The 25,572-nt window shown below is 63.5% G+C and carries 22 protein-coding genes; 7 read left to right on the forward strand and 15 right to left on the reverse strand.

All coding sequences use genetic code 11. The features are described from left to right. Positions 1-160: 160 nt before the first annotated feature. Complete coding sequence (locus HV765_RS04125; RefSeq protein ID WP_175168899.1) at positions 161-523, forward strand: DUF1294 domain-containing protein; 363 nt, start codon at positions 161-163, stop codon at positions 521-523. Positions 524-530: 7 nt separating this feature from the next. Here HV765_RS04125 and HV765_RS04130 read toward each other — a convergent pair whose 3' ends face one another. The 7 genes from HV765_RS04130 to HV765_RS04160 form a co-directional block, all read right to left on the reverse strand. Next, positions 531-1,322, reverse strand: a complete 792-nt coding sequence (locus tag HV765_RS04130) for a bestrophin-like domain (protein WP_175168900.1) — start codon at positions 1,320-1,322, stop codon at positions 531-533. A gap of 14 nt (positions 1,323-1,336) precedes the next feature. Beyond that, a complete protein-coding gene (locus HV765_RS04135) occupies positions 1,337-2,974 on the reverse strand; it encodes a sensor domain-containing diguanylate cyclase (protein WP_175168901.1) in 1,638 nt (545 codons plus the stop codon). A gap of 105 nt (positions 2,975-3,079) precedes the next feature. Then, positions 3,080-5,596 (reverse strand): DNA ligase D, encoded by a 2,517-nt coding sequence (gene ligD / locus HV765_RS04140; RefSeq protein ID WP_175168902.1) that lies wholly within the window; start codon positions 5,594-5,596, stop codon positions 3,080-3,082. A 1-nt stretch (position 5,597) separates the two neighbouring features. Continuing rightward, complete coding sequence (gene ku, locus HV765_RS04145; protein WP_175168903.1) at positions 5,598-6,572, reverse strand: non-homologous end joining protein Ku; 975 nt, start codon at positions 6,570-6,572, stop codon at positions 5,598-5,600. 87 nt (positions 6,573-6,659) lie between these two features. Beyond that, positions 6,660-7,925 (reverse strand): PepSY-associated TM helix domain-containing protein, encoded by a 1,266-nt coding sequence (locus HV765_RS04150; RefSeq protein WP_175168904.1) that lies wholly within the window; start codon positions 7,923-7,925, stop codon positions 6,660-6,662. A gap of 34 nt (positions 7,926-7,959) precedes the next feature. Continuing rightward, the gene (locus HV765_RS04155) at positions 7,960-10,278 is read right to left on the reverse strand and encodes a TonB-dependent receptor family protein (protein ID WP_420840100.1); all 2,319 of its coding nucleotides are present in this window, start codon (positions 10,276-10,278) and stop codon (positions 7,960-7,962) included. 304 nt (positions 10,279-10,582) lie between these two features. Beyond that, a complete protein-coding gene (locus HV765_RS04160; RefSeq protein ID WP_054422190.1) occupies positions 10,583-11,032 on the reverse strand; it encodes a DUF6389 family protein in 450 nt (149 codons plus the stop codon). Between the two features lie 354 nt (positions 11,033-11,386). Between HV765_RS04160 and HV765_RS04165 the strand changes: the two genes are divergently transcribed. After that, positions 11,387-12,685: an APC family permease gene (locus HV765_RS04165; protein WP_175169504.1), complete on the forward strand. Its 1,299-nt coding sequence runs from the start codon at positions 11,387-11,389 to the stop codon at positions 12,683-12,685. 18 nt (positions 12,686-12,703) lie between these two features. After that, on the forward strand, positions 12,704-13,618 hold the full coding sequence (locus HV765_RS04170) for an SAM-dependent methyltransferase (RefSeq protein WP_054422188.1): 915 nt from the start codon (positions 12,704-12,706) through the stop codon (positions 13,616-13,618). Positions 13,619-13,764: 146 nt separating this feature from the next. Here the strand turns inward: HV765_RS04170 and arsH are convergent, their stop codons facing one another. Further along, positions 13,765-14,523 (reverse strand): arsenical resistance protein ArsH, encoded by a 759-nt coding sequence (gene arsH, locus HV765_RS04175; RefSeq protein ID WP_175168905.1) that lies wholly within the window; start codon positions 14,521-14,523, stop codon positions 13,765-13,767. Positions 14,524-14,556: 33 nt separating this feature from the next. Beyond that, complete coding sequence (locus HV765_RS04180) at positions 14,557-14,868, reverse strand: ArsR/SmtB family transcription factor (protein WP_175168906.1); 312 nt, start codon at positions 14,866-14,868, stop codon at positions 14,557-14,559. A gap of 101 nt (positions 14,869-14,969) precedes the next feature. On the opposite strand from HV765_RS04180, the gene HV765_RS04185 reads away from it, so the two are divergent. Beyond that, complete coding sequence (locus HV765_RS04185) at positions 14,970-15,467, forward strand: Rrf2 family transcriptional regulator (RefSeq protein ID WP_175168907.1); 498 nt, start codon at positions 14,970-14,972, stop codon at positions 15,465-15,467. Positions 15,468-15,512: 45 nt separating this feature from the next. Here the strand turns inward: HV765_RS04185 and HV765_RS04190 are convergent, their stop codons facing one another. The 6 genes from HV765_RS04190 to HV765_RS04215 all read right to left on the reverse strand — a co-directional run bounded on the left by HV765_RS04190 (position 15,513) and on the right by HV765_RS04215 (position 21,979). Beyond that, entirely contained in the window at positions 15,513-16,820 is a 1,308-nt protein-coding gene (locus HV765_RS04190; RefSeq protein ID WP_175168908.1) for a type II toxin-antitoxin system HipA family toxin, read from the reverse strand. A gap of 15 nt (positions 16,821-16,835) precedes the next feature. Continuing rightward, a complete protein-coding gene (locus tag HV765_RS04195; RefSeq protein ID WP_054422185.1) occupies positions 16,836-17,180 on the reverse strand; it encodes a helix-turn-helix transcriptional regulator in 345 nt (114 codons plus the stop codon). Between the two features lie 134 nt (positions 17,181-17,314). After that, complete coding sequence (locus tag HV765_RS04200; RefSeq protein ID WP_054422451.1) at positions 17,315-18,253, reverse strand: S66 peptidase family protein; 939 nt, start codon at positions 18,251-18,253, stop codon at positions 17,315-17,317. Positions 18,254-18,445: 192 nt separating this feature from the next. Beyond that, complete coding sequence (locus HV765_RS04205) at positions 18,446-19,171, reverse strand: RNA pseudouridine synthase (RefSeq protein WP_175168909.1); 726 nt, start codon at positions 19,169-19,171, stop codon at positions 18,446-18,448. A gap of 143 nt (positions 19,172-19,314) precedes the next feature. Further along, positions 19,315-20,451, reverse strand: a complete 1,137-nt coding sequence (gene ydiK / locus HV765_RS04210; protein WP_245636285.1) for an AI-2E family transporter YdiK — start codon at positions 20,449-20,451, stop codon at positions 19,315-19,317. A gap of 442 nt (positions 20,452-20,893) precedes the next feature. Next, a complete protein-coding gene (locus tag HV765_RS04215) occupies positions 20,894-21,979 on the reverse strand; it encodes a DNA-binding protein (protein ID WP_175168910.1) in 1,086 nt (361 codons plus the stop codon). 242 nt (positions 21,980-22,221) lie between these two features. On the opposite strand from HV765_RS04215, the gene HV765_RS04220 reads away from it, so the two are divergent. The 3 genes from HV765_RS04220 (at position 22,222) to HV765_RS04230 (ending at position 25,486) form a co-directional block, all read left to right on the forward strand. Beyond that, entirely contained in the window at positions 22,222-23,301 is a 1,080-nt protein-coding gene (locus tag HV765_RS04220; RefSeq protein WP_175168911.1) for a site-specific integrase, read from the forward strand. A gap of 115 nt (positions 23,302-23,416) precedes the next feature. Next, positions 23,417-24,967, forward strand: coding sequence for a sensor domain-containing diguanylate cyclase (locus tag HV765_RS04225; protein WP_175168912.1), 1,551 nt, complete (start codon positions 23,417-23,419; stop codon positions 24,965-24,967). A 375-nt stretch (positions 24,968-25,342) separates the two neighbouring features. Further along, positions 25,343-25,486, forward strand: a complete 144-nt coding sequence (locus tag HV765_RS04230; protein ID WP_175168913.1) for a hypothetical protein — start codon at positions 25,343-25,345, stop codon at positions 25,484-25,486. The last annotated feature ends 86 nt before the right edge of the window (positions 25,487-25,572 follow it).

Below are 25,572 nucleotides of genomic sequence, written 5' to 3' on the forward strand. Positions count from 1 at the left end.
GTGTTTGCGGCGTCTGCTTGCAAGCGCCAACATCGCGGCTCGCAGCAAGCTAGCGTCATCATCGCGGCGCGCTGCAAACACGCGTCATCATTGCGGCCCCTGCGTCGGCCAGCCCTTGCGAGGATAATGGCGGCTCTTCACATCAACTCGGACTTTCCGGATGCTGATTGCGCTGTTTGTCTTCGCTTACGGGCTGGCCGCTTACTTTTGGGGCGTGCCGCTGTGGGTCGGGCTGGCTTATGTGGCGCTTAGCCTGATCACGTTCGCCGTGTACGCCTATGACAAGTCCGCGGCCAGGGCCAAGCGCTGGCGGATATCGGAACGGACGCTGCATGCGTGGGCGCTGGTCGGCGGTTGGCCGGGCGCGTTGCTGGCGCAGCAACGACTCCGGCACAAGTCCGTGAAGCCCAGCTTCCGGGCGTGGTTCTGGGTCACGGTCGGGCTGAACGTGGCGGCGTTTGCGTGCTTGGCGTCGCCCATCGGCCGCACGTTGCTCGGCCGCCTGACGCCGCTGCTGGCTTGACTGCCCCCTACTTCGAAACTCCCTCTGCCGCGCTACCCATCGCCTGCCGTTGCGATAGCAGCAAGGCGTCGCTTTGGTCGATGCGTATCGCCCCGATACGCGGAAATTCGAAGTCAACAATGATGTACAGCGCCACCGCCATCACCAGCGCGTAGATCATCTGGTGCAGCAAGGTGTCGCGCTTGGCGCCGGCCAGGTTGATGCCGATCAGGCACGCGCACACCAAGGCGAGGAAGCCCAGGAACATATACGTGACGATGGGCGGATGCACTTTCTGCGCCACGGTTTGCGCCGTGGCCGAGTCGAACATGTCATTGACCGACGCGATGTATGACGCGGCAAACGGCGGCACGGCGTGCTTGCTGGCGGCGATGGAGCTTTTCCAGATCTCGTTCTGCAGGGCGCCCACCTTCGTGGCGATGGCGTCGCGGTGCTCCAGGTCGGCCACGTGCTTGTAGTAACTGACCCGTTCGTCCACGTAGCGGCGGAATTGGTCGCGCAAGAGGGGCTGGTCGTCGGCATTGAGCAAATCAATGCGCAGCCACGCCGTGCCGATCGCGTTGACTTCGACAACCAGCAGGTTGCGCCGGTCAGCCATGCGTTGGGCCGCGCCCGAGAACGTGAAGGCGATCAGCAAACCAAGCAATGCGAACACCGAGGCCTCAATGGCCGCCGACCCCGCCGTGCCTTTGTCATCGCCGGCGTGCCGGCGCCCCAGGTATCGCCCCACGCGGATCGCGCCAAGCAACAGAAAAAAGAAGACAACCGCCGCGCCAACCAGAACAAATGAATAGTTCAAAGTGCCACCTACGCTCAGCCTTCGTTGATCGGACTTCCCTCTTTCCACAGCGTGACCCGGTTGCGGCCTGCTTCTTTCGAGGCATACAACGCCAGGTCAGCGCATTTGACAACAGCTTCGGGCGAATATCCATGCTGTGGCCATAACGCCACGCCCACCGACACCGTGATGTGGCCCACGCCATCCGGCATCGGCTTGGCGGCCACGCTTGCCCGGATGCGTTCGGCCGTGTGCATGGCCACGTCGGCCGTGGGCGCGTGAACAATCACCACGAATTCTTCGCCGCCGATGCGAAACGGCCGGTCTTGCTGGCGCACGCTGCTGATCAGCGTATTCGCCAATGAAATCAGCACCTTGTCACCCACCGGGTGGCCATGGACGTCGTTGACTTGCTTGAAATGGTCCAGGTCCAGCGCAATCACCGCAAAGGGCGAACCGGCCGCCACCAGTTCGTCAAAGCGCTGATCCAGGGCGCGGCGGTTCATCAACCCCGTCATGGGATCGGTCATTGTTTCTGTATTCAGCCGGCCCACTTCGCGCCGATGCTGGGCCAAGGTGGCGACCAGCGCCTGGCGCAGTTGGTCCGCTTCGTCATACCAGGTCGTCAGGGTGCTGGCGCGCGGGTCTTGGGCATCGACGGCCTTGGAGCTGGCCAGGGCGCGCGTCAACCGCGTCAAGGGGTGTGCGATGGCGTACGCCAATGCGCAAACCAGGATCAAGGTCAGGACAATGGCGGGGATGGCAAGCCGCAATGATTCGGCCAGCAGCGATTTCACCGGGGACAAGGCCTCGTCCAGCGGCCGTTGCATGACGACGGCCCATTTGCCTTTGGTGATGGGCGCATACCCGGCAAGCATCGTGCTGCCCGAGGCTTCTTTGATTTGCGCGGAGCCTGGGCCAGAGGTCGGCGAGATGTCGGCCTTGATCAGGCTGAGCACCGACGGGTCTGGTCCGCTGGTCTGGTGGCTGTACAACACCTGGCCATCCACGTTCACCAAATAGACGTCTGTGCCGTCGGCATAGGCGTGTTCACCGATGAGCTTGTCCAGCCGGCTGCCGCGTTCCAGGATGACGACCGCCGCAACAAAGCCCGCGATAGCGCCTGCCGGGTTGACGATGGGTTCCACCAGCATCAGCGCGGCGCGTTGGTCTTCGCGCGTGCAGCAGGGCATGACCCAATCCGCCCGCCGGCGTTCTTTCATGCCCAATTCTTGAAGTGTTTTCACGCCGGACAACACCGCCGACGCCTGGCCCGAATGCGCGATGACCACGCCGCTGGCGTCCGCAAGCATGGCGGCGGAAACGCCCTGGGTCTGGCTGGCCAGACGCGACAATTCCGTCACTGCCGCTGCCCGTGCGTCCGATGAGACTGACGCGGCCGAAGAGGTGGCAGATGATGTGGCCGAGGACGAGACTGACGCGGCCGACAGGCGGCCGGCGCTGGCCGTCAGCTGCCGGTGCACCGAATCGATATACAGGTTGATGAATTCGGCCAGCTTTTCCGAATAGGCCAGATTGGATTCCAGCGAATTCTTGACCACTTGCGCCTTCTGCACCTGATAGCCGGCGTAGAGCGCGTTGAAAAAGCCGATGGCCACGCTGAAGATGGCCAAGGCGATCAGTACCGTCAACAGCCCTACTTTTCTTTTCATCGGGAAGCGTCCTACCCGCTAGCTGCCAGCGTGCAGAATACAGAATCGATGAAACAGGGTCTAGGCCGGTGGAGCGGGTGACTTGGGCGGGTTCACTTGGGCCCGTCACTTCGCCGGATCGAACGCCATCGCGCGGCCCACCGCCTGCGGCGCGTAGCCGTCCCACGGGGTGTTGCCCGCATCCAGCCGCGTATGGATATTGCTGATGGTCCAGTGCGCGCTGCTCTTCAAGTCCGCGAGTTCGTCCCAGGCGACGGGCACCGACACCCCCATGCCTGGCCGGGCGCGGGCCGACCAGGCGGCTACCGTTGTGGCGCCGAAGCCGTTGCGCAGATAGTCGACGAAGATCTTTCCGACCCGGTTTTTCGGCCCGCTCTTGGCGACGAAGATCTGCGGCAAGGTCGCGGCCATATGCACCACGATACGCTGCGAGAACGCCTTGATGGTGTCCCAATCCTGTTGCCGGCGCAGCGGCACCACCACATGCAAACCTTTGCCGCCACTGGTTTTTAGCCACCCTTCCAGGCCAATCTCTTGCAGCATCGTGCGCATGAGCTGCGCCCCCTGTTGCACCGCGGGCCAGTCCACGCCTTCGCCGGGGTCCAGGTCGAACAGCATGCGGTCGGGTTTGCTGATGGCGGTTTTCACCGCATTCCAGGTGTGGAATTCCACCACGTTCATCTGCACGGCCGACATGATGGCTTCGGCCGTAGGCACTTCCAAGAGCGGAGGATGATCAGGGTCGAGTTTGGCCGGCAGGGATTTGACGCCGGGCATGGCCGCTTCCAGGTGCTTCTGGAAGAAGAACGGCGCGTTCAAGCCGCCTGGCGCGCGCAGGAATGACACGGGGCGGTCTTTCAGGTGCGGTAGCAGCAAGGGCGCGACGAGTCCGTAGTAACGGGCCAGGTCCAGCTTGGTGATTCCGGCGGACGGGTCAATCACCCGTTCGGGATGCGTGAGCTTGGCGGGCTTGGCGCGTGGGATGGCCGGCCGTTCCCGCGTAATCTGGCGTGCCGGTTTGTCGTCGCGCAGTCCCCGGAACACCGAGTGCCGGATATGGCCGTCGCTGGTCCATTCGCCAAACGACACCTCGGCGACGCGTTCCGGCTTCACCCAGTGCACGCCTTTCGCCTGTCCGCCGGACACGGGTTTGTCGTGGGTTTCAATGTGCGCCAGTTCCTTTTGCAGCGCGATCAGCTTCGCCCGGTCAAAGCCCGTGCCGACCTTGCCCGCATAGCGCAACGCGCCATCTTCATCGTGCACCGCCAGCAGCAGCGCCCCCAACCCTTCGCGGGACCCTTGCGGCGCGGTGTAGCCCACGATCACAAATTCCTGGCGCTTGGCGCATTTGATCTTCAGCCAGTTGTCGCTGCGCCGCGACACATAGCGCGACGACAGGCGCTTGGCGATGATGCCTTCCATGCCCATCTTGCAGGCGGACGCCACCAGACTTGCGGGCGTCGCGTTGAAGGCCTCGCTGAAGCGCAGGTGGTCGTCGTGCGATGTTTCCATCAGCTGCGCCAGCAACGCCCGGCGCACGTGCAGCGGTTCGTCCCGCAAGTCGCGCTGGCCAATGAACGGCAGGTCGAAAGCGTAGAAGATGATGTTGCCGGTGCGGTCGCCATCGAAGGCGTTTTGCAAGGCCTGGAAATTCGGCACGCCGTTCTCGTCCAGCACCACGGCCTCGCCGTCCACCCAGGCGCATTTGGCGGGCAGCTTGCCGAAGGCCTCGGCACTATGGGGCAGCTTGGACGTCCAATCATGCCCGTTGCGGGTATACAGCTTGACGTCGTCGCCATCGATGCGGACCAGCAAGCGGTAGCCGTCGAACTTCAATTCGTACAGCCAATCGTCGGACTCGGGCGGCGCGCCGTCGATCAAGGTGGCCAGTTGGGGTTTAAGCGACGCGGGCAAGGCAGCCGCGTGGCCGGGCAGTTTGCTCTCCTCTGCGGCGGGCTTGGGCTTGGACTTGGAATCGGGCACGGCGTCAGGTTTGGAGTCCGGCTTCGCCCGGGCGTTGGCCTTGCCCGTCGTTTTGCCCTTCGCCGCCTTCGCCCCTTTGTCCCCCTTTGCCCTTAATGGCACGACGCTGTCGGGCATCTCATCCACCACGCTGAAGTCAGCCTCGGCGCGCGCGAAATCGTCGCGGTCTTTGATCAGCAGCCAGGGCGGCTGCTTGTCGCTTTCCTTGCCTTTCATTCGAACCAGCGCCCATCGGCCCTGCATTTTCTTGCCCTGCAAGTCGAACTTCAGGTGGCCTTCCCGATAGCCTTTGCGGGCATCACCCACGGGGGCCCACACGCCTTCGTCCCAGATAATGACCTTGCCCGCGCCGTACTGCCCTTCGGGAATCTGCCCTTCGAACTGGTTGTAGGCGATGGGGTGATCTTCAACCTGCACCGCCATGCGTTTGACCGACGGGTCGTAGCTGGGCCCTTTAGGCACCGCCCAGCTTTTCATCGCCCCATCCAGTTCCAGCCGAAAATCGTAGTGCAGCCGGCTCGCCCAGTGCTTCTGAATGACGAAGGCGCGCGCGCTTTCATTGGGTTGGCCGCCTTCCGCCGGTTCAGACGTCACCTGAAAATTGCGCTTGTTCCGATAGGTCTTGAGCGAATCGGCCATGTCACGCCGCCTTGCGAGACTTCGCCGCGGTTTTCTGGGCGGGCGCTTTCTTTGCGGCTGTCTTTATGTCAGCTGCCTTTATTTCGGGTGTCTTTTTTGCAGCTGTCTTTTTTGCGGCCGTTTTGCCAGAGGCCGCCTTCTTCGCCGCCGGCGCCTTCTTGGCCGCGGGCGCCGTCTTCTTGCCGCCCTTCAAGCTGCGTTGCAGCAACTCGGTCAGGTCGATGACGTTGTCCGCATAGGCCGGCGATTCTTCCTGCGGTTCCAACACCGTCTCGGTCTTGCCCGCTTTCACCTTCTTCTCAACCAGCCCCATCACGGCGGCCTTGAACTCATCCTTGTATTCCGTCGGGTCCCACTTGCCGGACATGTCATCCACCAACATCTTGGCCATCTTCAGTTCGCTGGCGCTGGGGGTCATGCCTTTGGCGCCGGACTTGGGCAGCTCCAGATCATCCATCGATTTGACGTCGTCGCCCCAGCGCATCAGGTTCAGCACCAGCGCATCGCCCGACGGAATCAGCGCGGCCAGGTGCTGCTTGGTCTGGATCACGACCTTGGCGATGCCGATTTTGCCGGTCTTGGCGAGCGTGTCGCGCAGCAAGGCATACACCTTCTGCCCTTTATTGATGGGCGCGACGTAGTACGGCCGTTCCAGATACACGAACGGCACGTCCGCCATGTCCACGAACTGTTGAATTTCAATGGTTTGCGTGGTGCGCGGGTAGGCGTCGGCAATCTCTTCCGGGGAAATGATGACGTACTGGCCGTCTTCGTATTCCACGCCCTTGACGATGTTGTCGCGGTCGATTTCCTTGCCGGTGCGCTTGTTGATGCGCTTGTAGCCCACCGGGTCCATCGAGCGCTTGTCCAGCCAGTCGAAGTCCACGCCGGACTCGGTGGTCGCCGTGTGCAGGCCGACCGGTATGTGGACCAGGCCAAACGAAATGGCCCCTTTCCAGATGGTTCTTGTTGCCATGATCAGCTCCTCTTATTAGAGAGTGATCAGCAAATAGTATTCCTGCGCGGGGTCGGTGCGGGCGGCTAGGGGCCGGTCTGCGGGCGGCTAGCCGGCGGTCTGCGGGCGCCCTGCCCGCTTGATGGCCCGCCGTCGCCACCACAGCCAGGCGCCACTGATGCCCAGCCCGCCCAGCGCCAGTCCACCGATTGCCACCGCCGTTTCCAGCGCGACCCCACCTAATTCACCCGTATGCAGCGGATAGATCACCGCCGTGGCGCGGGCGCCCGGGTCCAGCTCGTTCCAGCGATGTACCGCCAACACTTGCGCCGTGCGAGGGTCGATCCAGACCGAGGTCATGCCATTGGGATGCGGATCATCGGCCAGCATCATCCGGAATCGGGTGGGCGCGTTGGCATGAGGCGGCACGACGATATAGCCGATGGGCGGCGCGTCGGGGAATTGCGCAACGGCGCGGGCCGCCAACTGATCCAGCGTCCAGGGGGAACCGCCGGCCGGTTCGCCAGCCAGGGGCGGCAGCTTGGGCGCCTTGACGGGGGTTGCGCCGCTTAGCCAGGTGACGGCCGCGCCCAGCGGCCGCCAGGCCATGTAAGTGCCGGTTGCCACCGACACCGCAATGAGCAGGCCCAATGTGGCGCCACCAACGCGATGCAGATCAAACAGCGACCGCAGCAAGCCCCGGTTCAACGCAATATTCCAGCCCTTTGCCCAATGACGCGGCCACCACAGGATCAGGCCCGTGATCAGCAGGAAGAGATAGGCCAGCGCCACCCACGCCAGAATGGCTTTGCCCGTGCCGTCCAGGTACAGCGCGCTGTGCAGCTTGAACAGCACGTTCGCCGCGCCCTCGGCGTCACCGCGCCGGCCCTGCTCGGCTCCCGTGGCGGGGTCCAGGTACAGCGTGCCGCGCCACGAACCGCGTACCCGCACTTGCAGCGTTTCGCCGGGGTTGCGGGCGGGCCGGAATACCAGGTTGGCGCCGTCGCCGAATTCTTTCCGGACGCGGCCCAACACGGTATCAAGGGCTACGGGGGCTTGCGCAGGCGCGATTGCAGATCGGACGTCGGACGAGGCTTCGGGCCGGACGTGGGACTGCGCTTCGTGCCGGACGTCGGACTGCGCCTCGGGGCGGACGTCGGACTGCGCCTCGGGGCGGATGTCGGACTGCGCTTCGGACCGGACGTCGGACTGCGCTTCGGGGCGGACTTCAAAGAGCTGCGGGTTCGCCCAGCGGTCCAGCGCCGGCGTCACCACAAGCGCCGCGCCGGACAAGCCGGAGAAGATCAGCACCCAGCCGGCGCTAAGCGCCAGCCAGCGGTGCACCCGCAGCCACACGCCGCGCAGGCCCTTCATAGGAAGGCCCCGCTTTCGATTGTGCGGGCGCGGTTCAGAATGCCACCGACGCTTGCAGGTAGACGGTGCGCGGCTGGCCCACGAACTTGCCGCCGTTGTTGTCGGTGGAGCGCGTGTAGTAGCGGCGGTCAAACAGGTTCTTGATGCCCACGGCCACCTTCATGTTGTTCATTTCCTTGCCAAAGTCGTAGCCCGCGCGCACCGCCACCGTCGCAAAGCCGGGGATGTCACCCAAGCGGCCGCTGGCGTCTTCCTCGGTAACGTAGCCCGCGCCCGCGTCCGGCGAACCGGGCGAATGTTGCTTGGATTGCGCGAAGACGTCGGCGTTGAACGTCCAGCGCTGCACCGCGTAGCGCGCACCAATGGAGGCGACCTGGCGCGAATACAGCGGCAGGTCGCGCCCTTCGAAAGCGCCTGCCTTGGCGATGGCTTGCGTGTAGGTGTAGGTGGCGTAGACGGACAGGCCGCGCAAGGCGTCGCTCAGGTCGCCCAGGTCGTACCGCAAGGCGGATTCCAGGCCACGATGGCGCGTGGCGCCCAGGTCGGTCCACATGCCCTCGCCCACGATGGAGCGCGTCAGCTGCAATTCCTTGTCGAAATCGATATTGAACAAGGTGAATTCGCCGCTCCAGGCCTCACCGGCAAAGTGCGTGCCGATTTCATAGGTCTTGGCCGTTTCCGGGTGCAAGCCTTCGGTGGTAGACGCCAACTGGCTGTACTGCTGCGGCCCGAATGACTTGCCGGCGTTGGCGAACAGCGACCATTTTTCATCCACGCGGTACAGCACCGACAAGGTTGGCAGCGTCACGCGCGAATCGATCGACGGCGACAAGGCGCTGGTGACCGCGCCCGTGGCGGTATTGAAGTTGGTGACGTTGTTGTACGTGCTGATGCTTTCAAAGCGCACGCCGGGGGTGATGGTCCATTTGCCGATGTCGATACGGTCGTCGATATAGAAGGCGTGGGCGGTGGTGCCGCCGTCGCTCGTCTGGTAGGTCGGCATCTTCAGGTCGAAAGCGTCGCCACCGGCCGCCGGGTTGTAGTACGCCGTGCGCCCCGCCACTTCCGAGCTGCTTTCCTTCAGGTAACGGTAGCCAACGCTGATCTCCTGCACGAACGAACCCGAGTCAAACAGGCGCGAATAGCGCGGTTCAAACCCGAAATAGTGGTAGCTGCGGGGGGCTGAGGTCAGGCGGAACTGGTTGGCCGTGGCGCCGGTTCCGGCTTGTTCGATGTCGCTGCCGCGATACGAGTCCACGTAATACGTCAGCACTTCGAAGTTGTTCACGCCGTCGTTATGCGTGTACTTCAGTGACCCGTCCGTGCGGCGGCCGGTGAATTGGTCGTACTGGCGGGTGGATTGGAACGGGTCTTCTGAGTATTGCGCGGTGGTCAGGCCGCCCGGCATCCGGCCTTTGCCTTCGAAGTGGTGCAACGAGACGGCCACGTTGTCGGTCGACGAGAAGCGATAAGCGCCTTTCAGGATCACGTCGTCGATGTCGGTGGAATCGTTGCTGGACCGATAGCCGTCGCCGTGCGTGCCCGAATACAGCAGCGCGCCGCCCAGGCCTTGGTCAGTGGTGCCGCCCAGGAACAGGCTGGGCGTGGTCTTGACGTTGCCGCCGTGGCTATAGATTTCGCTGCCTACGTTCAGGCTGGTCGTGAAGTCCGTCGGAATCTGGCGCGTCACAAAGTTGATGATGCCGCCCACGTTCTGCGGGCCGTAACGCACGGAGCCCGCGCCACGCACTACGTCTACCGACTCCAGGTTGCCCAGCGACACCGGCGCCAGCGACAACTGCGGCTGGCCGTAAGGCGCATAGGCCATCGGCACGCCGTCCATCAAGATGGTGGACCGGGGCGACAGGCGCGACGTCAGGCCACGCACGCCCACGTTCAGCGACACGTCACTGCCGCCGGTGCCGTTGCTGTCTTGCACCTGCACGCCCGGAATCTGGCGCAGCACGTCACGCACATTGCTGGACCCACTTTCCACGATCTGCTGCTGCTCGACGACCGTGCGGGCGCCGGGATGCGACAACACCTTTTCTTCGGTGGGCGTGCCAAGCCAGTCGCCCGTTACGGTGACGGCGGCCAACTCCCCTGCTTCGCCGGCGGCGGCTGCTGTGGCCGCTGTGGCCGCTGTGGCCGCTGTGGCCGCTGTGGCCGCTGTGGCCGCTGTGGCCGCTGTGGCCGGTACGGTAGCAGATGCTGTAGCAGATGCTGTAGCAGGCCCCGGGGCCGTCTGCGCCTGAGCCAAACCGGACAGACCAGCCAAGGCGGCGGCAATCGCCGCGGCGCGGCGGTTCAGCGGGAACGATGCCCGCGCTTGCTTAAGGTTGGCCTTCGCCATCTTGCTCTTCTCCAGACGCCTGCTGAGACGTCACCACAGGTAGCGGTCATCCTCAGTGCGACAGGAGGCAGCAAGAGTCAATGACACGACAGCCGGACACCCAGCGTCCGACTCCGGGCGGGAGTATAAATAGGATCTATTTGCAAGTAAATAGGCGCCAAAATGGTTGCCACGTTAAGCGAAATTGGCGCCTGGCTTGGGTTTCCGCCGAATGCAGAGGCAGCTAACGGGGCAGTTTAGGCTCCAACGTCGGAGCAACCTCGTGGCAACTTTTGGGGCAACTTTTGGGGCAACTGCAGGCGAACTACGGCTTTAATTCGCGCGGCAAGGTCTTGCCCGCGTCGTCATCGCCGTAGACCAAACCGGGCAACGGCGACCTTCCCTTCCCCGCCTGTTCCCACAGCACTTCGATCCAGTCCGCTGCCGTATCCGCAATGGCGTCATGCACGGCAAAGCCGGTGCTGTCGGGGGCGAACTGCGGCACCGCCGGGCTAAGGCCCTTGCTGGTGTGGCGGACGTCGAACAAGGTTCGGTGGGCGTCCACCGCCTTGTTCAGCACATACAAGTCGGGGCCGTCCAGGCTGATGACGACCGAGAACGTGCCCTCGCCGTCCTGGTCGGGGAATATGCCAAATTGAATTTCGCGGGCTTTTTCCGGCAAGGCGGCAATTAGCGCAGCCAGTTTTTCTTGGGCGCGGCCGGTGTGCTGGTCCAGCACGCGGCGCAGTGCGATTTGGTAGTCGTGTTGATTCATCTGGAAATTTTACGGGTGGAGATGGCTAAAAAATACTTCATAAAGCACTTTAACTACATCACTTTAGGTGCAGGACGTTTTATAAGCTAAATCAAGACTTTGCATTGCATTTGTGAAGTCATTTATAGATGCTGCGCGCAATGATCGTTCGATAGTTTTGGACTTTCCCGGGAAAACCCGCAGAAACTTTTCTGCTTTCGTTCGGGTCGCTAATGATTCAGGTTAATGTCAGGCGCCTTCTCCGGCACGCGCCGCGCCTGTGTCCCGCCGCCTATCCGAGAGCCTCCGATGACTACCTCCTCCTCGCCCGCCGCCCACACCGAGGTGGAGGACCCGCGCGCCGGTTTGTCAGTGATGGACGCGATCGTGGTCTTGGTGGGCGTGGTGATCGGCATCGGCATTTTTGGCTTCCCGCCGCTTGTGGCGCAGCATGCCGGCTCAGAAGCCATGTACATCGGCTTGTGGTGCGCCGGCGGCCTGGTGATGTTGGTGGGCGCGCTGTGCTACGCCGAATTGGGCTCGGCGTACCCCGGCGCAGGTGGCGAATATCTGTATTTGACTCGGGCCTGGGGCTCACGCGTGGGGTTGATGTTCGCCTGGGCGCGGTGCACGGTCATCCAGACTGGCGCCATCGCCGTTGTCGCCTATATCTATGGCGATTACGCCCAGCGCTTGATGCCGTTGGGGGCGCACGGCCCGGCGCTGCATGCCGCGATTTCCGTGGTCGCCCTGACGGCGCTGAACGTGATCGGCACGAAACACTCCAAGCGGCTGCAATGGGTATTTACGGTGCTGACGCTGCTGGCGCTGGGCGCCGTGTTGATCGCCAGCCTGTCCACCACCACCACCGACAGCACAGCCTTGGACGCCGCGCCCGCCGCGCTTACCGGCAACCCCGCGGGCTTGATGGGCATGGGCATGGTGTTTGTGTTGCTGACCTACGGCGGCTGGAACGAAGCGGCCTACCTTAGCGGCGAACTGCGCAATCCGGGGCGCAACATGAGCCGCGTGCTGCTCATCGGCACGGTCGTTGTGACGGGTGCGTATGTCCTGACCAATCTGGCGTTGCTGGAGATTTTCGGCCTGCAAGGCCTGCGTGACACGCCGGCGCTGGGCGCAGACGTCATGCAATTGGCCGCCGGACCCTATGCCGCCGCCTTGCTCAGTTTGATGATCTGCGCGACGGCGTTAAGCACCATCAACGGCACCATCATCACCGGGGCGCGGGTGTATTACGCGCTGGGGCGCGACGTGCCGCGGCTGCGGGGATTGTCTGGCTGGAGCGCACGCAATGCAACGCCGGTTGCGGCGCTGTTGGCGCAAGGCGCGATCACGCTGGCGCTTGTGGCGCTGGGCGCCTTCAGCCAGAACAGCGTGCAGACCATGGTGGCGTATACCGCGCCCGTCTTCTGGATCTTCATGCTGCTGGTCGCGGCGTCGGTCTGGCGCTTGCGCCAGATAGACCCGGATCGCGCCCGGCCGTTTCGCGTGCCGTTGTATCCGCTGCCCCCGCTGCTGCTGGCCCTGACGTGCGCCGGGCTGGTCTATTCCAGCGCCGTGTATGCGGGCGCTGGCGCCTTGATCGGGCTGGCCGTGCTGGCGGCTGGCGTCCCCATGTTGCGATTGCTCAAGCCTGCCCGGCTGCCGGGCTAACCCAAGGAACCTTCCATCATGAAACCTTCGACTCTGCCTCCCTACTCCGCCCGCCCGCCCGTTGCCGGTGTCCAGCGCGCTACGCAGACGCGCACACGCATGATGATGGTGGCCACCGCCATGGCGCTGTCGCTGGCGTTCGTGGCCGCCGCCAACGCCCAGCCGGCGGCCAAGACAGAGGCTAGGACAGTCACTACGACAGACGCCAAAGCGTCCGGCGACTACGTGCCCGACGTGGGCCAGGATGGCAAAGACGTCATCTGGGTGCCCACGCCGCAAACGCTCGTGGACAAGATGCTGGACATGGCCAAAGTCACGCCGCAAGACCGGCTGATGGACCTGGGCTCGGGCGACGGCCGCACCGTCATCACCGCCGCGCAGCGCGGGCTGACCGCGCAAGGCATTGAATACAACCCGGATTTGGTTGAGCTGTCGCGCCGCAACGCGCAACGCGCGGGCGTGGCCGACCGGGCCACCTTCGTGGCGGCCGACCTGTTCAAGACGGATTTGTCCAAGGCCGACGTGATCACCATGTTCCTGCTGTCAACCATCAACGAGAAGCTGCGCCCCACCCTGCTTCAGTTGCCGCCCGGCACCCGCGTGGTGTCAAACACGTTCCGCATGGGCGATTGGGAGCCGGACGCGGCCGAGACCGTCACGAAGGAGTGCTCCACCTATTGCACGGCGCTGCTGTGGATCGTGCCGGCCAAGGTCGACGGAAAGTGGGAGGTCGATGGTCAGACGCTGCATCTGACCCAGCACTACCAGATGCTGTCGGGCAAGCTGGGTTCGGCGGATATCTCCGACGCGCGCCTGGACGGCAAAGCGATTTCGTTCGTGGCCAACGGCGTGCGCTACACGGGCGAGGTCAATGGCAAGACCATGAGCGGCAGCGCCGCCGGCAAGGGAAGCTGGACGGCCAAGCGGATATAGGAAATGGCGCGAGGCCAGGCCGCGGATTACGAGATGAAAGCTGGATGTGAACGCAGGCAGCGGCTGTGTAAGAGGTGAAAGCTGGCGGTGAACGCAGGCAGCGGCTGTGTAAGAGGTGAACACTGGCGCTGAACGCAGGCGGCGGCTTAGATTGCCGCCTGGCGCACGCGCTTGGACAGCGCTTCGGCAGACTCCTTGCGTTCGCTATAGCGATCCACCAGATACGGCGAGACATCGCGCGTCAACAGCGTGAACTTCACCAGTTCTTCCATGACGTCGACGATCCGGTCGTAATACGCCGACGGCTTCATCCGGCCGGCGTCGTCGAATTCCTGCCAGGCTTTGGCTACCGACGACTGATTCGGAATTGTCAGCATGCGCATCCAGCGGCCCAGGATACGCATCTGATTGACCGCATTGAACGATTGCGACCCGCCGCTGACCTGCATCACCGCCAGCGTCTTGCCCTGCGTGGGCCGCACCGCGCCTAGCGTGAGCGGAATCCAGTCGATCTGCGACTTCATCAGCCCGGTCATCGCGCCGTGGCGTTCCGGCGAACACCAGACCATGCCTTCGGCCCATTGCACGGCATCCCGCAGCGCCACGACTTTCGGGTGATCTTCTGGCGCGTCGTCCACCAGCGGCAAGCCAGAGGGATCGAAGATACGCGCCTCCGCACCAAAGCGCTGGAGCAATCGGGCGGCCTCTTCGGTGGCGTAGCGGCTGAATGAGCGCTCGCGCAGCGAGCCATACAGCAAGAGGATGCGCGGCGAGTGGGTGGACCGTGGACGGTCGAGGGCGGCGCCGATGTTGCTATCCACAAGCTCGGCAAGCAGGTTTGGCAGATCGGACGGGGAATCAGTGGGGGAATCCGCCGGAGATACGGATGGGAAGGAAGACGGCATTTGCATTGATGACAGCTTTTAATTCAGGGAAATTCAAAGGGAAACGTCGGGGCCGCAAGGCGCGCCCTGGCAGCAATGTTCGGTCAGATACGCCAGCAGACCGTTCATCTGCGGGTACGCGGCGCGGTAGATAAGGTTTCGGCCCTGCTGCTCGGCCGTGACCAGGGCCGCATGCGACAACTCTTTCAAGTGGAACGACAGCGCATTGCGCGCCACGCCAAGCTGGTCGGCCAGAACACTGGGTGTCAGGCCCTCGGGGCCGGCAACGACTAGCGCGCGGAACACACGCAGGCGCTGCACATGAGCCAAGGCGGCAAGAGCGGATACGGCTTGATCTTCAGTCATGCGTGGATAATACAACGATTATTGAATCAATGAAAAGCGCTTATTTAGTTTGAGGCTGAGGGGTTTGACCCTGCCCCAGCTCATGCAATAGCATGCGTTGCATGAGACGAGACAGCAAACTTTCCGGTGTCCTCCACGTGTTGCTACACATGGCCGAAGCGCCCGGCCCCATGACCTCCGAAGACCTGGGCCGGGTCATGCAGACCAACCCCGTCGTTATCCGCCGCATCATGGCGGGCTTGCGCGAACAAGGCATGGTCCGATCGGAAAAAGGCCACGGCGGCGGCTGGACCATCTCGTGCGACTTCAACGACGTCACGCTGCGCGACATCTACGAAGCGTTAGGTTCGCCAGAGATCTTCGCCATGGGCAACCGCAGCGAATCCCCCGGCTGCCTGGTGGAAGCCGCCGTGAACAAGGCGCTGGACGGCGCCTTCGAAGACGCGCAGGCGTTGCTGATGGAGCGGTTTGGCGGCGTGACGCTGGCCGCCCTTAGCCGGGATTTTCACGAAGGCATGGTCACGCAAGGACGCCGCATCGACTTCAACGCCATCCATGCGAACGACGGTGAAGGCGCCGCACCGGCGGCGTCGTCCTAGGCCGGGTTGCTGATCAGCGTGCAGATCAGGTTCCAGGCGACTTTGTTAGCCTTGCACGCGCCACGCCGCCAGCGTCGTTTCCACCAGCTCGATCTCGCGCGGCGGCATACCAGCCGCCTCGTAGTACCGCCGGCGTTGCGTGACGACGTCGCGCACCGGGTCCAGGATGGAACGCGCAGCCGCTTCCGATCGCAGGCCGAAGCGCCGGTACTCCGTCAGGCAATTCTCGAACGTGCTGTCCCGGCCCGCCGCGCCAATATGCAGGTAATGCTTGGCGGACCCTTCCTGCGTCACCACATCGAATAGCGGCGACAAGCGGTACGTGTGCGCGCCGTCATCCTTCAGAAATCCCACGTTCTTCAGGTGATCATCGGTGTTGTGCACCGCCACGTTCAGGATCATGCGGGCGTACAGCTCTTTCAGATCCTGCACGGGGTTCGAAGACACGCGGCGCACCACGTCCGCCAGACGCGCATAGGAATAGGTTGCCTTGCCGCGCGCGCCGTCCAGCTCGCGCTTGCCAATCTGTACCGATGGGCTGATCAGCGACGCGCCGCTCAGGAAATGGCGCCGGGCGACAACCGGGTCGGCGCCGCTGGCGGCAGGCAGGCGCTGGCGGTCAAAGCGATGCGTCAACAGCACCGCGCCCAGATGCGTTTCGGTCAAACGCACCTCAGGCACGGTCAACCCGATCTCGCGCGCCATCTGCAAATTGGCGAATTCCACGCGCTGCCGGTCGTAGGAGTCGCCCTTGCGCGGAAACTTGGCGATCCACATCTCGCCGTGTTCGTCGCGAACAATCGTCTTCGGCCGCGCCCCGCCGATATCCCAGGAACTGCCCAGAATGTCGCGGTACAAGCCTTTGGGTTTCACACCTTGGTCGATATCTGTCAGCAGATCGGCCAGCGATTCCACCTGGCTGACTTCAGGCAGCCGGTAGGTTTTGCGCATGTTCGGCGTGAGCAAGCGCGCGCTGAAGAACAGCGCGCCCACGCCCATGCCGCGCCCGCGCAGCAGGACTTCATCTTCGGTGACGCGCGCACCCGCTTTGTCGACGCGCATGACGTTGCGCCCCCACGCGTCCGGCGCGGCGTCGAAGATGGCGCCCAGCGTTTCGTAGCGGCTTTCGGTGCGAAAGGTGGTCTTGGCGTCGATCAGCGGCAGATTCAACGGGTCCAGCGCAAAGGCGCGGGCGTCGTTGACGTAGGACTGCACGTAGGTGAATTCGGCGAAAAAGTGGTTCTCGTCGGTGTCGTCCAGCGTCAGCACGCCAGCCAAGACCGCTTCGCCGCGTATGTCTACATAGACGAAGAGTTCGCTTTCAACCGATTTGTGCTTGCGGGAGCGTGCCATGGCCGGGCCCGGGCGTTACAGCTTGGCGGGGTCGGCGCGATGCGTTGGCAACGCCCCGCCACTGCCCCGGCTGGGCCGGCGCATCGCATCCAGGCGCTTGCCCACCCCGTCTTCTTCTGGGTCGGCCAGCGCAAACACCTGATCGCGAAAGCCGTATTGCAGCAACGCTTCGACGGCAAGCGCGAGCGATACGCCGCCGTCGCCACGTTCCAGCCGCGCGATGGTGGCGCGCGACACGCCCATCCGGCTGGCCAGCGTGGTTTCGGATTCGCCCCGGCGAAGGCGAGCCGTGCGCAGGTTGGCGCCCAGGCGGACCAGCGCCTCGGCGGCATCGAAGCTGGGTTCTATCTTCTTTTTCATGGGTCAATAATAGAACCGTGCTGCGCGAATTGCACGATTAATGATGCATTTTGAACAATTAAATGCATCATTGATAGATCATTAATAGATCATTAATATGCACTATGCGCTATTAATGATGCATAACGCGAAGGCTACACCACCACAGCCTGATCCAGGCGCAATGCCCCGCGCGCCGTGTCGAGCGTGACGCGCGCCCCCAGCGGCAAGGTCAGATTTGGGTCGCCGTGGCCACTGGGCCAGCCGGCCAGAATAGGAATTCCGCGCGCGCGGAACTGGTCCAGGATCAACGGATACAGCAGGCCTTGCGCCTGCGCATCGTCCATTTGCACGCCAAGCCGCGTGAAGTTGCCCACGAGCAGGCCTTTGACGCCATCGAATTTGCCGGCGGCGGCCAACTGGCCCAGCAGCCTGTCCACGCGCGGAATCGCTTCGTTGACGTCTTCGATGAACAGAATTGCGTCACGCGTGTCGATGTCGTTGCGGGTGCCGATCAGCGCGCCAATCAACGCCAAATTGCCCCCAATCAAGCGGCCGCTGGCCACGCCCGGCACAAGCTCGGTCGGCAGCGAGTTCATCGGGGGCGTGATCCATGCGCCCTTGCCCATCTGCCCGGTGACCATCGCGAACAAGGCGGATTCCGTGGGTTCGCGTTTGCCGGCCAAGAGGTCTTGCGCCAGCATCGGCCCGTGAAAGGTCACAAAGCCCGCATGGCGTTGCAGCGCCAGGTGCAGCGCGGTGATGTCGCTGTAGCCGATGAAGGGCTTGGGATGCCGCCGCAAAAGTCCGAAGTCCAGCTGATCCAGCAAGCGCCACGAGCCAAAGCCGCCTTGCAGACACCACACCGCGCCTACGTCGGGATCTTCGAATGCCGCATGCAGATCGGCCAAGCGGTCGGCGTCGCTGCCGGCCAGATACTCATACGGCACATCCTGCCGCGTGCGGCTGGCAGGCATGACTTGCGCCACGAACCCGCGCGACTCCAACCATTGGGCCGCATCATCGCTGGCATTAAGCGCCGCCGAAGCCGGCGCCACAATTGCCACTTTTGCACCCGGGCGCAGGGCCGGCACCGCAGCCGCTCCCTTGCCATTGGCGGGCGCAGGCGGCGTTGGCGGGGCTTGCCCCTTCACGGGGGTGCGACCGGGGCCAGCGCAACCAGCCAACGCCAATGCCGACAGGCACAAGACGCCCGTCTGCTTCAAAAAGCGTCGACGGCTGTGATCGGAACGTTGCGTAGGCTCGCCAGGCAAGATCATGGGCACTTAAAACCGTTCGTAGTCCAACCGATAGCGCCATTGGCCAACCGCCAGCCCCGCCAGGGGCAAGCGGCCAATGCGGATGCGGCGCAGGGCCTGCAACTGCAAGCCCGCCGTGTCGCACACAAATTCAATGAAGCCCGGCAGCGGCGTTTTCAGTGCAAAGCGCAGGTGGGTTTCGTTCTGCCAGCTGACCTTCATTGGCGTCGCGGCGCGCCCATCAAACGCCAGCCCGCGCTGCAACCGCGCAAGATCGCCTTCGCTCAATTGCCCGCTGACTTGCGCGATGTATTCCTGCTCAACCAGCTTGCCCTCTTCCACCAGCTTGCGCGACACGGCGTATTCCTGCGTGTACACGACGAGGCCGCTTGCGGCGCGCTCAAGCGGCGTCACGAGCTTCAGCCCATTGAACATGCGCTTCAGATAGCGCTGGCTGGCGCGGTCGCCCGGCATCTGGTTCTTGGGAATGATCAGGTCGCGGGCGGAACCCGGTTCGTTGTCTGCGTAGGTGCCGGCGGGCTTGTGCACCAAAAACGTCACCGGCTTCATGTCTTCCAGCTTCGCGCCGGGCAACAGGCTGATGGTTTGGCCCGGCGCCACGCGAAAGCCGGGCTCTTCGATGGTTTTGCCGTCCACGGCGACCCAGCCGCCTTCGATATAGCGTTCGGCGTCACCGCGCGAGCAGTTCTGTTCCGCGGCCAGCTGCTTGGCCAGGCGTACGCTTTCGCTCATCGGGCCCCCGCCTGGAATGCGGGCGCTGCCGGGGTGAAAAGGAATTCGGGCGCGCTGTCAGCCAGCGCAGTCGGGTGCATCGTCATGTATTGCCGGGGTGTTGCAAAAAAAGCGGGCGTTGCGCCCGCGGTGTCAGACGAATGTTACGCCTTTTCCACGGGCGTTCCCGGCAACGCCGGGTCGGCCACGGTGGGAATTGCGGTGAACTCTGCGGCGGTATCGTCAGGCGGCGGCACCTCGTTGATCCAGGCCGTCAACAGCGTGGACGTCACGGCCAGAATGACCGGCCCGATAAACAGGCCGACGATGCCAAAGGCGAACATGCCGCCCAGCACGCCCGACAAAATCAGCAGCATCGATAGATTCACGCCGCGTTTGATCAGCAGCGGGCGCAGCAGGTTGTCCAACATGGCGACCAGCACCGCCCAGATCAGCAGCAGCGTCGCGGCCAGTTTCATATCGTTCTGGAACAGCCAGATGACCCCGCCCAGCATCGGCAGGAACGGACCCAGCTGCGCCAGGCACAGCATCACCATCAAGGCAGTCAGGATGCCGGCAGACGGTACGCCGGCAATCCACAAGCCCACACCGCCCAGTGCGGACTGAACCACGGCGGTCACGACGATACCCAGCGCCACGGCCCGGACGGCGGCGCCCGCCAGCCGAATGGCCGCCACACCGCGCATACCCGCCAAACGGTTGGCGAAGCGCCTGACGAAGTCGGCCGCCATATCGCCTTGGGCATACAAAATGCCGGAGATGACGATGGTGACCAGCATGTGAACCACAAACACGCCGACAATCGCGGCGTGCCCCAGCAGCCAGCGCGCCGCGGTGGTCAGATAAGGTTCCAGCCGTGCCAGCAACCCGCCCGCGCCGGCATCGGACAAGGTCTGCCATTCCTGCGCGATGCGCGGACCGGCAATGGGAACGCTGCGTATCCAGCTCGGCGGCGCAAGCAGCGCATAGTCCGGCAGGCTCTTGACGGCGGCCATGATTGCGCCGCTATGTTCCGCCAGCGTTGCAATGACTTGATAGAGCGGCAGCACGATCACGAACAGCAGGATCAGCAGCATGAACACAGTGGCCGCCCAGCGCCTGCCGCCGCAACGTTCCTGAATGGCCAGCATCACTGGCCAGGTCGCCACCACAATCGTGGTTGCCCAGATGAGGCCCGGCAGGAAGGGCTGCAACACGTACAGGCTGCCCACCATCAAGGCGGCCAGGATGACGATAAGAAGCAGGATGCGGGCTAGATCGACGTTCGGACGTGGGTTCACCCGGTGCTCCTGGCAAGGCATGACGCCCCGCGTGATGGCGCATCGCCAGGGTTGGGCGGCTGCCCAAGGCGCCATGGGATGCGATCTTTCGAATTTATCCGAATTTTGCTCAGACTTGTACTAGTTGCGCGCCGGGACAGGCACGCCGTTTGCTAAGGGCAGATGCCGCTGAACGCGAATTGATTGAGGATGGCGACGGCGCCGGGTTCTCCGGTGGCTGCCTTCCGGGCGGCGCATCTCTATGGAGGTATGCCATGAGGCTCCTGACCACTACCGGCTTATCGTCGGCCATTTTGCTGGCTTTTGCGCTGGCCGGCTGCACGGCACCCAGCTCGTACAGCTCCCCGCAACCACGCTCTAGCTCCAGCACTGATACACGGAATCACGCCAACTACCACGCCGAGAACTTCGGCGAACCTGACAACACGCCATTTCAGGGTACTTACCCGGGCCGTTGATCGGCATCCGCTTGAGCGGCGCGCGCGGCGGCGTTCTCATCCAGAGCGCTACGCGCCGCCGTATTCTGCTGCGCCAATGTCATCAAATGGCGCGTCAGCTCGCCCACTTGCGCATCCTTTTGTTGTAGCTGAAGCAGCAGCGCGGCCGATTGCGCGTCGGACGCGGCCGCCCGGGCTTCCAGCGCCTGTTCCCGCTCGCGTGCGGACGCCAGCGCGTCACGCGCCACATCTTGACTGACCTCGTGGCGTGCCTGCGCCGCCTGGATTTCTGTTCTGAATTCGGCTCTGACCCGCTGCGTCTCCTGCTCTGCCGCGCGTTTGCCCTCTTGCGCCTGGGTTAGCGAGGTTTGCAGCTGGCTGATCTGCCGTTGGCTGGCGATTTGGGCCTCGTCGAACCGCAATTGCAGCTTTTTAGCGGCCCCGCGCTCGGCATCCAGCTCGTTCATCCAGCGTCGTTCGTGTGCGGTGTGCCGAGCCTCTACCGCCTCTAGCGCCTGGGCGTGCAGCCCGCGCATCTTCTCGGCTTCGGTCAGCAGCGTCTGAACGGCGCCGCGCGCGTCTTCCAATTGCAGCCGGCTTTGCTTGAGCTGTTCATCGCGTTGGCGCAACAGCTGCTCCGCCGCCTGAAGGCGATCTTCGGTGGCGGCCAGCTGTGCAGTAGCCAGCCGCAAGCTTTCCTGCAAATCCTGTTCACGATTCGCCAGCTGGAGCTCACGCTGCTGGAGTTGTTCGGCCTGCCCCGCCAGTCGCTCGCCCTCTTCCGCCAGTTCTTCCCAGCGCTGCCGATATGAATCGGCTTGTTCGGCGCGCGCTTCCGCCAAGGCGGCTTCCCAGAAGTGGGTGGCGGCCTGCGTTACCGGGTCGGGGATGGCCGGGGCGGCGGCAAACGCGCCAGGGTCTTTGATTCGGGCGCCCAGCGCGCGGAACCAGGTTTCCAGGTGCGGGCTGACGGTGTTGGGCGAGCCCCGGCCAATTTTTTGCCTGACCCGTTCGATGGTGGGGCGCGCGCCTTCCAGCAGCAAGGCGTCGGCGGCCGTCCAGACGTCGTTTTCCGTAATTCCCGTGGCCATCGCCGTCACTCCCTCGTTTATCGTCATTTGGGTACTGAATTAGTCACGATAATGGAACCTTATCGTGATCTATTTCATATTAGTGTTAGATATCATACAGCATACATAATAATATGTATGAAATAGGCACATCGCACGATTTCAGAACGAATTCCCTCGGAATTGCGGCCCCACCCCAGTTGCGCGGCAATTCCGTATAGTTCTGGCTTCGCCTGACCCACCCCTGAAGCCACCCTTGCCCCATGCAGTTGAAATTGCTGGCCTCGCTGCCCTTGTTGGACCCGCATGCGCTGGATGTACAGGCCGACGCCGCCGTGCGCAGCCTGATGCGCGAAGGCAGCTCGGCCAACACCGCCGCCAGCTACCGCGCCGCCATCCGTTACTGGACGGCCTGGTTCGAGCTGCGCTACGGGCAGCGTTTTGCCCTGCCCTTGCCTGAGGCTGCCGTCATCCAGTTCGTGGTCGACCATGCACAGCGCACGACGGATCACGGCCTGAAATGGGAGCTTCCGCTGGCGTTGGACCAGGAGCTGGTTCGCCTGAAAGCCAAAGGGCGGCTGGGCGCACCCAGTCTGAATACCTTGCTGCAACGGGTGTCTGTGCTGTCCAAGGCCCATGAATTGTTAAGGCATCCGAACCCTTGCCGGGCCGCCACCGTGCGCGAATTGCTGGCCAAGACGCGCCGCGCCTATGCCCGCCGCGGCGTGGCGCCGGCGAAGAAGGAAGCGCTGACCCGCGAACCCTTGCAGGCGATGCTGGCCACTTGCGACGACACCTTGCGCGGCATCCGAGACCGCGCGCTCTTGTTGTTTGCGTGGGCCAGCGGCGGCCGGCGCCGGTCAGAAGTGGTGCGCGCCACGGTCGAAAACACCGTCCGCACGGCTGAAGGCTTTCTCTATACGCTGGCGCAATCCAAGACCAATCAGTCGGGCGCGCGCCGCGCAGACGACCAGAAACCCATTGTTGGCAGCGCCGCGCAGGCGCTGGACGCCTGGCTAGCCGCCAGCGGCATTCAACAGGGTCCGATCTTTCGCCGCGTGCGCCGGGGCGATGTGATCGGAGAGCCGCTGGCGGCAGCGGCCGTGCGCTACATCGTGCTGGAACGCTGCAAGCTTGCCGGGCTGGAAGGCGAATTTTCCGCCCACAGCCTGCGCTCGGGTTTCGTTACCGAAGCTGGCCGGCGCAACATTCCGCTGGGCGACACCATGGCCATGACGGGCCATGCCAGCGTCGCCACCGTCATGGGTTATTTCCGGGCGGGGGCTGCGGCCCAGTCTCCCGCTGCCCGCCTGATGGACGAAGCTGAGCCAGACGACCTATAGATGTGCGCCGCGCCTGCCGTAATACGATGACGCCTTTTCCTTCGCCCTCTTTGCGCCGCCCACATTTACGGTGCGCCCCTCGCCCGCCCAAGTCCTAGCCCTAGTCCGCCACCCCATGCGAATCAACCTACGCGGGCTTGTGCTTGCGCTTACCGTATTCAGCGCCATCGCGGCGACCGCGAATGCCCTATACGCCAGCTACCTGGTGCAGCGCGACCAGCTCATCACCAACACGCTGGAGGCCAACCGCGTCTATGCCGCCAAGCTTGCGGAAAGCACCACCCATTTCCTGAAGGCGGCGCAGCAGCAGCTTGCCTACAGCGCGCGCCACTTGGCCAGCCAGGTCGACGACCTGGATGGGTTGGCAGCGGAAGTCATGCGCCTGCAGGAGCAGGCCGACAACTTCAACTCGGTAGGCGTCGTCAGCGCAGACGGCATCATCCTGGCCACGACCCAGAGCTTCCGCAATTTTCTAGGCACGCGGGTAGATAGCGCCGGCAGCCGAGCGGCATTGAAGGCGCGCCAGCCGCTGATCAGCAAGCCTTATGTGTCGATTGCCGGCAACATGCTCATCAACCTGTCGCACCCGATCTTCTCGAACGACGGCCGGTATCTGGGCTATATCGCCGGCACGATCTATCTGCGCAACGACAGCGCGTTGCAGGAATTGCTGGGCAAGCACCACTATCAAGACGGCTCCTACTTGTTTGTGGTGGATGGCGACGGCCAGTTGATCTATCACATGGAGTCCGCCCGCATTGGTGAAAACGTGATGCGCAATCCGGTCGTAGCCGCCGTCACGCAAGGCCACGCCGGCGCGCAACGGGTGGTCAACACGAAGGGGGTGGACATGCTGGCGGGCTACGCGGCGGAGCCGCTAAGTGGCTGGGGCATCGTCGCGCAACGTCCGGCGGAAAAAACGTTGGAGCCGATTCATGACCTGATCTGGGCGCTGATCGGCTACGCGGCGCCGCTGGCGCTGGCGTTCTTATTGGCCATCTGGTGGTGCGCACGAATGATCTCGCTGCCCCTGTCGCAACTGGCCACCAATGTGGAACACCAGGATGTGGCCGTTGCGATGCAGCGCGTGCAGTCCATCAAAGCCTGGTACTTCGAAGCGGAACGGTTAAAGCGCGCCGTGATCTGGAGCTTCACAAGCTTGCAGGACAAGATCGGCAAGCTGAACCTGGCCAGCATCACTGACCCCCTGACGGGCTTGCGCAACCGCCGCGGAACGCAGGACGCCGTCGAGCAGCTGCAAGCATCCGACACGCCCTTTGCGGTGGTGGCGCTGGACATTGATCACTTCAAGCGCGTGAACGACACCTATGGGCACACCACGGGCGATGAGGTTATTCGCGGCATGGCGCAACTGATGCGCGAATGCTCGCGGCCGTCCGACATCCTTAGCCGTAATGGCGGCGAAGAGTTCCTGATTCTGCTGCCGGGAGTGGGAACCAAAGAGGCCGCAACCGTCGCCGAGCGCCTGCGCAAACACCTGGCCGGCCGACGGCTGCATGGCGTGGATGGCATCACGGTGTCGGCAGGCGTGGCGCAATGGCCGTCAGCCGGGCCAGAGGTGAGCCAGGTGTTCCAGGCGGCCGATGCGGCGCTCTACGCGGCCAAGGAGCAAGGGCGTAACCGGGTGGTCGTGCACGCGGGGTAGTCGCCGCAAGGTTTCGGCGGCCGCGAGCCCAGGCCAGAGCAGGTCAATGGCGAGCCGTTTTCTTCACAATATGGCGAGCGGTTGCCTTCACAACATGGCGAGCCGTTGTCTTCACAATTGGCGAGCCCGTGTCTTGACGATTGGCGAGCCCGTGTCTTGACGACAGTGTTGAGCTGCGGCCATCAGGTAAATCCGTCTGATTTTCTCGGCTTGGCCGCGCGGTCAGCGCTGCTAGCACCAACTATCGTAGTCGTCTGATTCTCTTCGCGACCTCGCTTCCCCATAATGCGCCATGTTCATTGCGATGTTAACTAGTGCTTGACTGGCGGCTAGGCAGCGGCGGCTAAGCGCTATTTCCAGGGAGCTTCGCTTGCCGTGTCCGCGCGCACTTTCATCCCGCACTTCATTCCGCACTTCACCCCACATTTCATTCCGCACAGTGGCGTCATCACGCCCCTATCGCTATCCCTGGCAACGTCGCCCGTGACGTTGGCCCGTGGCCGCCTGCCGGCCTCCTAGCCCCCTCCCCTAAATCCTTTCCACCATCCTCCGCGACCTGCCTTTTGGCCGGCCGCAGGGGGTTCTTTTGTCCCACGCAACACAAC

Source organism: Achromobacter kerstersii, from assembly GCF_902859595.1.
Classification (GTDB): Bacteria; Pseudomonadota; Gammaproteobacteria; order Burkholderiales; family Burkholderiaceae_B; genus Achromobacter; species Achromobacter kerstersii.

What these genes read in the sequence shown, in the direction of transcription:
- HV765_RS04125 (WP_175168899.1), top strand. Translation starts at nt 161, where the DNA reads ATGCTGATTGCGCTGTTTGTCTTCGCTTACGGGCTGGCCGCTTACTTT.
- HV765_RS04135 (WP_175168901.1), bottom strand. Translation starts at nt 2,974, where the DNA reads ATGAAAAGAAAAGTAGGGCTGTTGACGGTACTGATCGCCTTGGCCATC.
- ligD (WP_175168902.1), bottom strand. Translation starts at nt 5,596, where the DNA reads ATGGCCGATTCGCTCAAGACCTATCGGAACAAGCGCAATTTTCAGGTG.
- ku (WP_175168903.1), bottom strand. Translation starts at nt 6,572, where the DNA reads ATGGCAACAAGAACCATCTGGAAAGGGGCCATTTCGTTTGGCCTGGTC.
- HV765_RS04150 (WP_175168904.1), bottom strand. Translation starts at nt 7,925, where the DNA reads ATGAAGGGCCTGCGCGGCGTGTGGCTGCGGGTGCACCGCTGGCTGGCG.
- HV765_RS04155 (WP_420840100.1), bottom strand. Translation starts at nt 10,278, where the DNA reads ATGGCGAAGGCCAACCTTAAGCAAGCGCGGGCATCGTTCCCGCTGAAC.
- HV765_RS04160 (WP_054422190.1), bottom strand. Translation starts at nt 11,032, where the DNA reads ATGAATCAACACGACTACCAAATCGCACTGCGCCGCGTGCTGGACCAG.
- HV765_RS04165 (WP_175169504.1), top strand. Translation starts at nt 11,387, where the DNA reads ATGGACGCGATCGTGGTCTTGGTGGGCGTGGTGATCGGCATCGGCATT.
- HV765_RS04170 (WP_054422188.1), top strand. Translation starts at nt 12,704, where the DNA reads ATGAAACCTTCGACTCTGCCTCCCTACTCCGCCCGCCCGCCCGTTGCC.
- arsH (WP_175168905.1), bottom strand. Translation starts at nt 14,523, where the DNA reads ATGCCGTCTTCCTTCCCATCCGTATCTCCGGCGGATTCCCCCACTGAT.
- HV765_RS04180 (WP_175168906.1), bottom strand. Translation starts at nt 14,868, where the DNA reads ATGACTGAAGATCAAGCCGTATCCGCTCTTGCCGCCTTGGCTCATGTG.
- HV765_RS04185 (WP_175168907.1), top strand. Translation starts at nt 14,970, where the DNA reads ATGAGACGAGACAGCAAACTTTCCGGTGTCCTCCACGTGTTGCTACAC.
- HV765_RS04190 (WP_175168908.1), bottom strand. Translation starts at nt 16,820, where the DNA reads ATGGCACGCTCCCGCAAGCACAAATCGGTTGAAAGCGAACTCTTCGTC.
- HV765_RS04195 (WP_054422185.1), bottom strand. Translation starts at nt 17,180, where the DNA reads ATGAAAAAGAAGATAGAACCCAGCTTCGATGCCGCCGAGGCGCTGGTC.
- HV765_RS04205 (WP_175168909.1), bottom strand. Translation starts at nt 19,171, where the DNA reads ATGAGCGAAAGCGTACGCCTGGCCAAGCAGCTGGCCGCGGAACAGAAC.
- HV765_RS04215 (WP_175168910.1), bottom strand. Translation starts at nt 21,979, where the DNA reads ATGGCCACGGGAATTACGGAAAACGACGTCTGGACGGCCGCCGACGCC.
- HV765_RS04220 (WP_175168911.1), top strand. Translation starts at nt 22,222, where the DNA reads ATGCAGTTGAAATTGCTGGCCTCGCTGCCCTTGTTGGACCCGCATGCG.
- HV765_RS04225 (WP_175168912.1), top strand. Translation starts at nt 23,417, where the DNA reads ATGCGAATCAACCTACGCGGGCTTGTGCTTGCGCTTACCGTATTCAGC.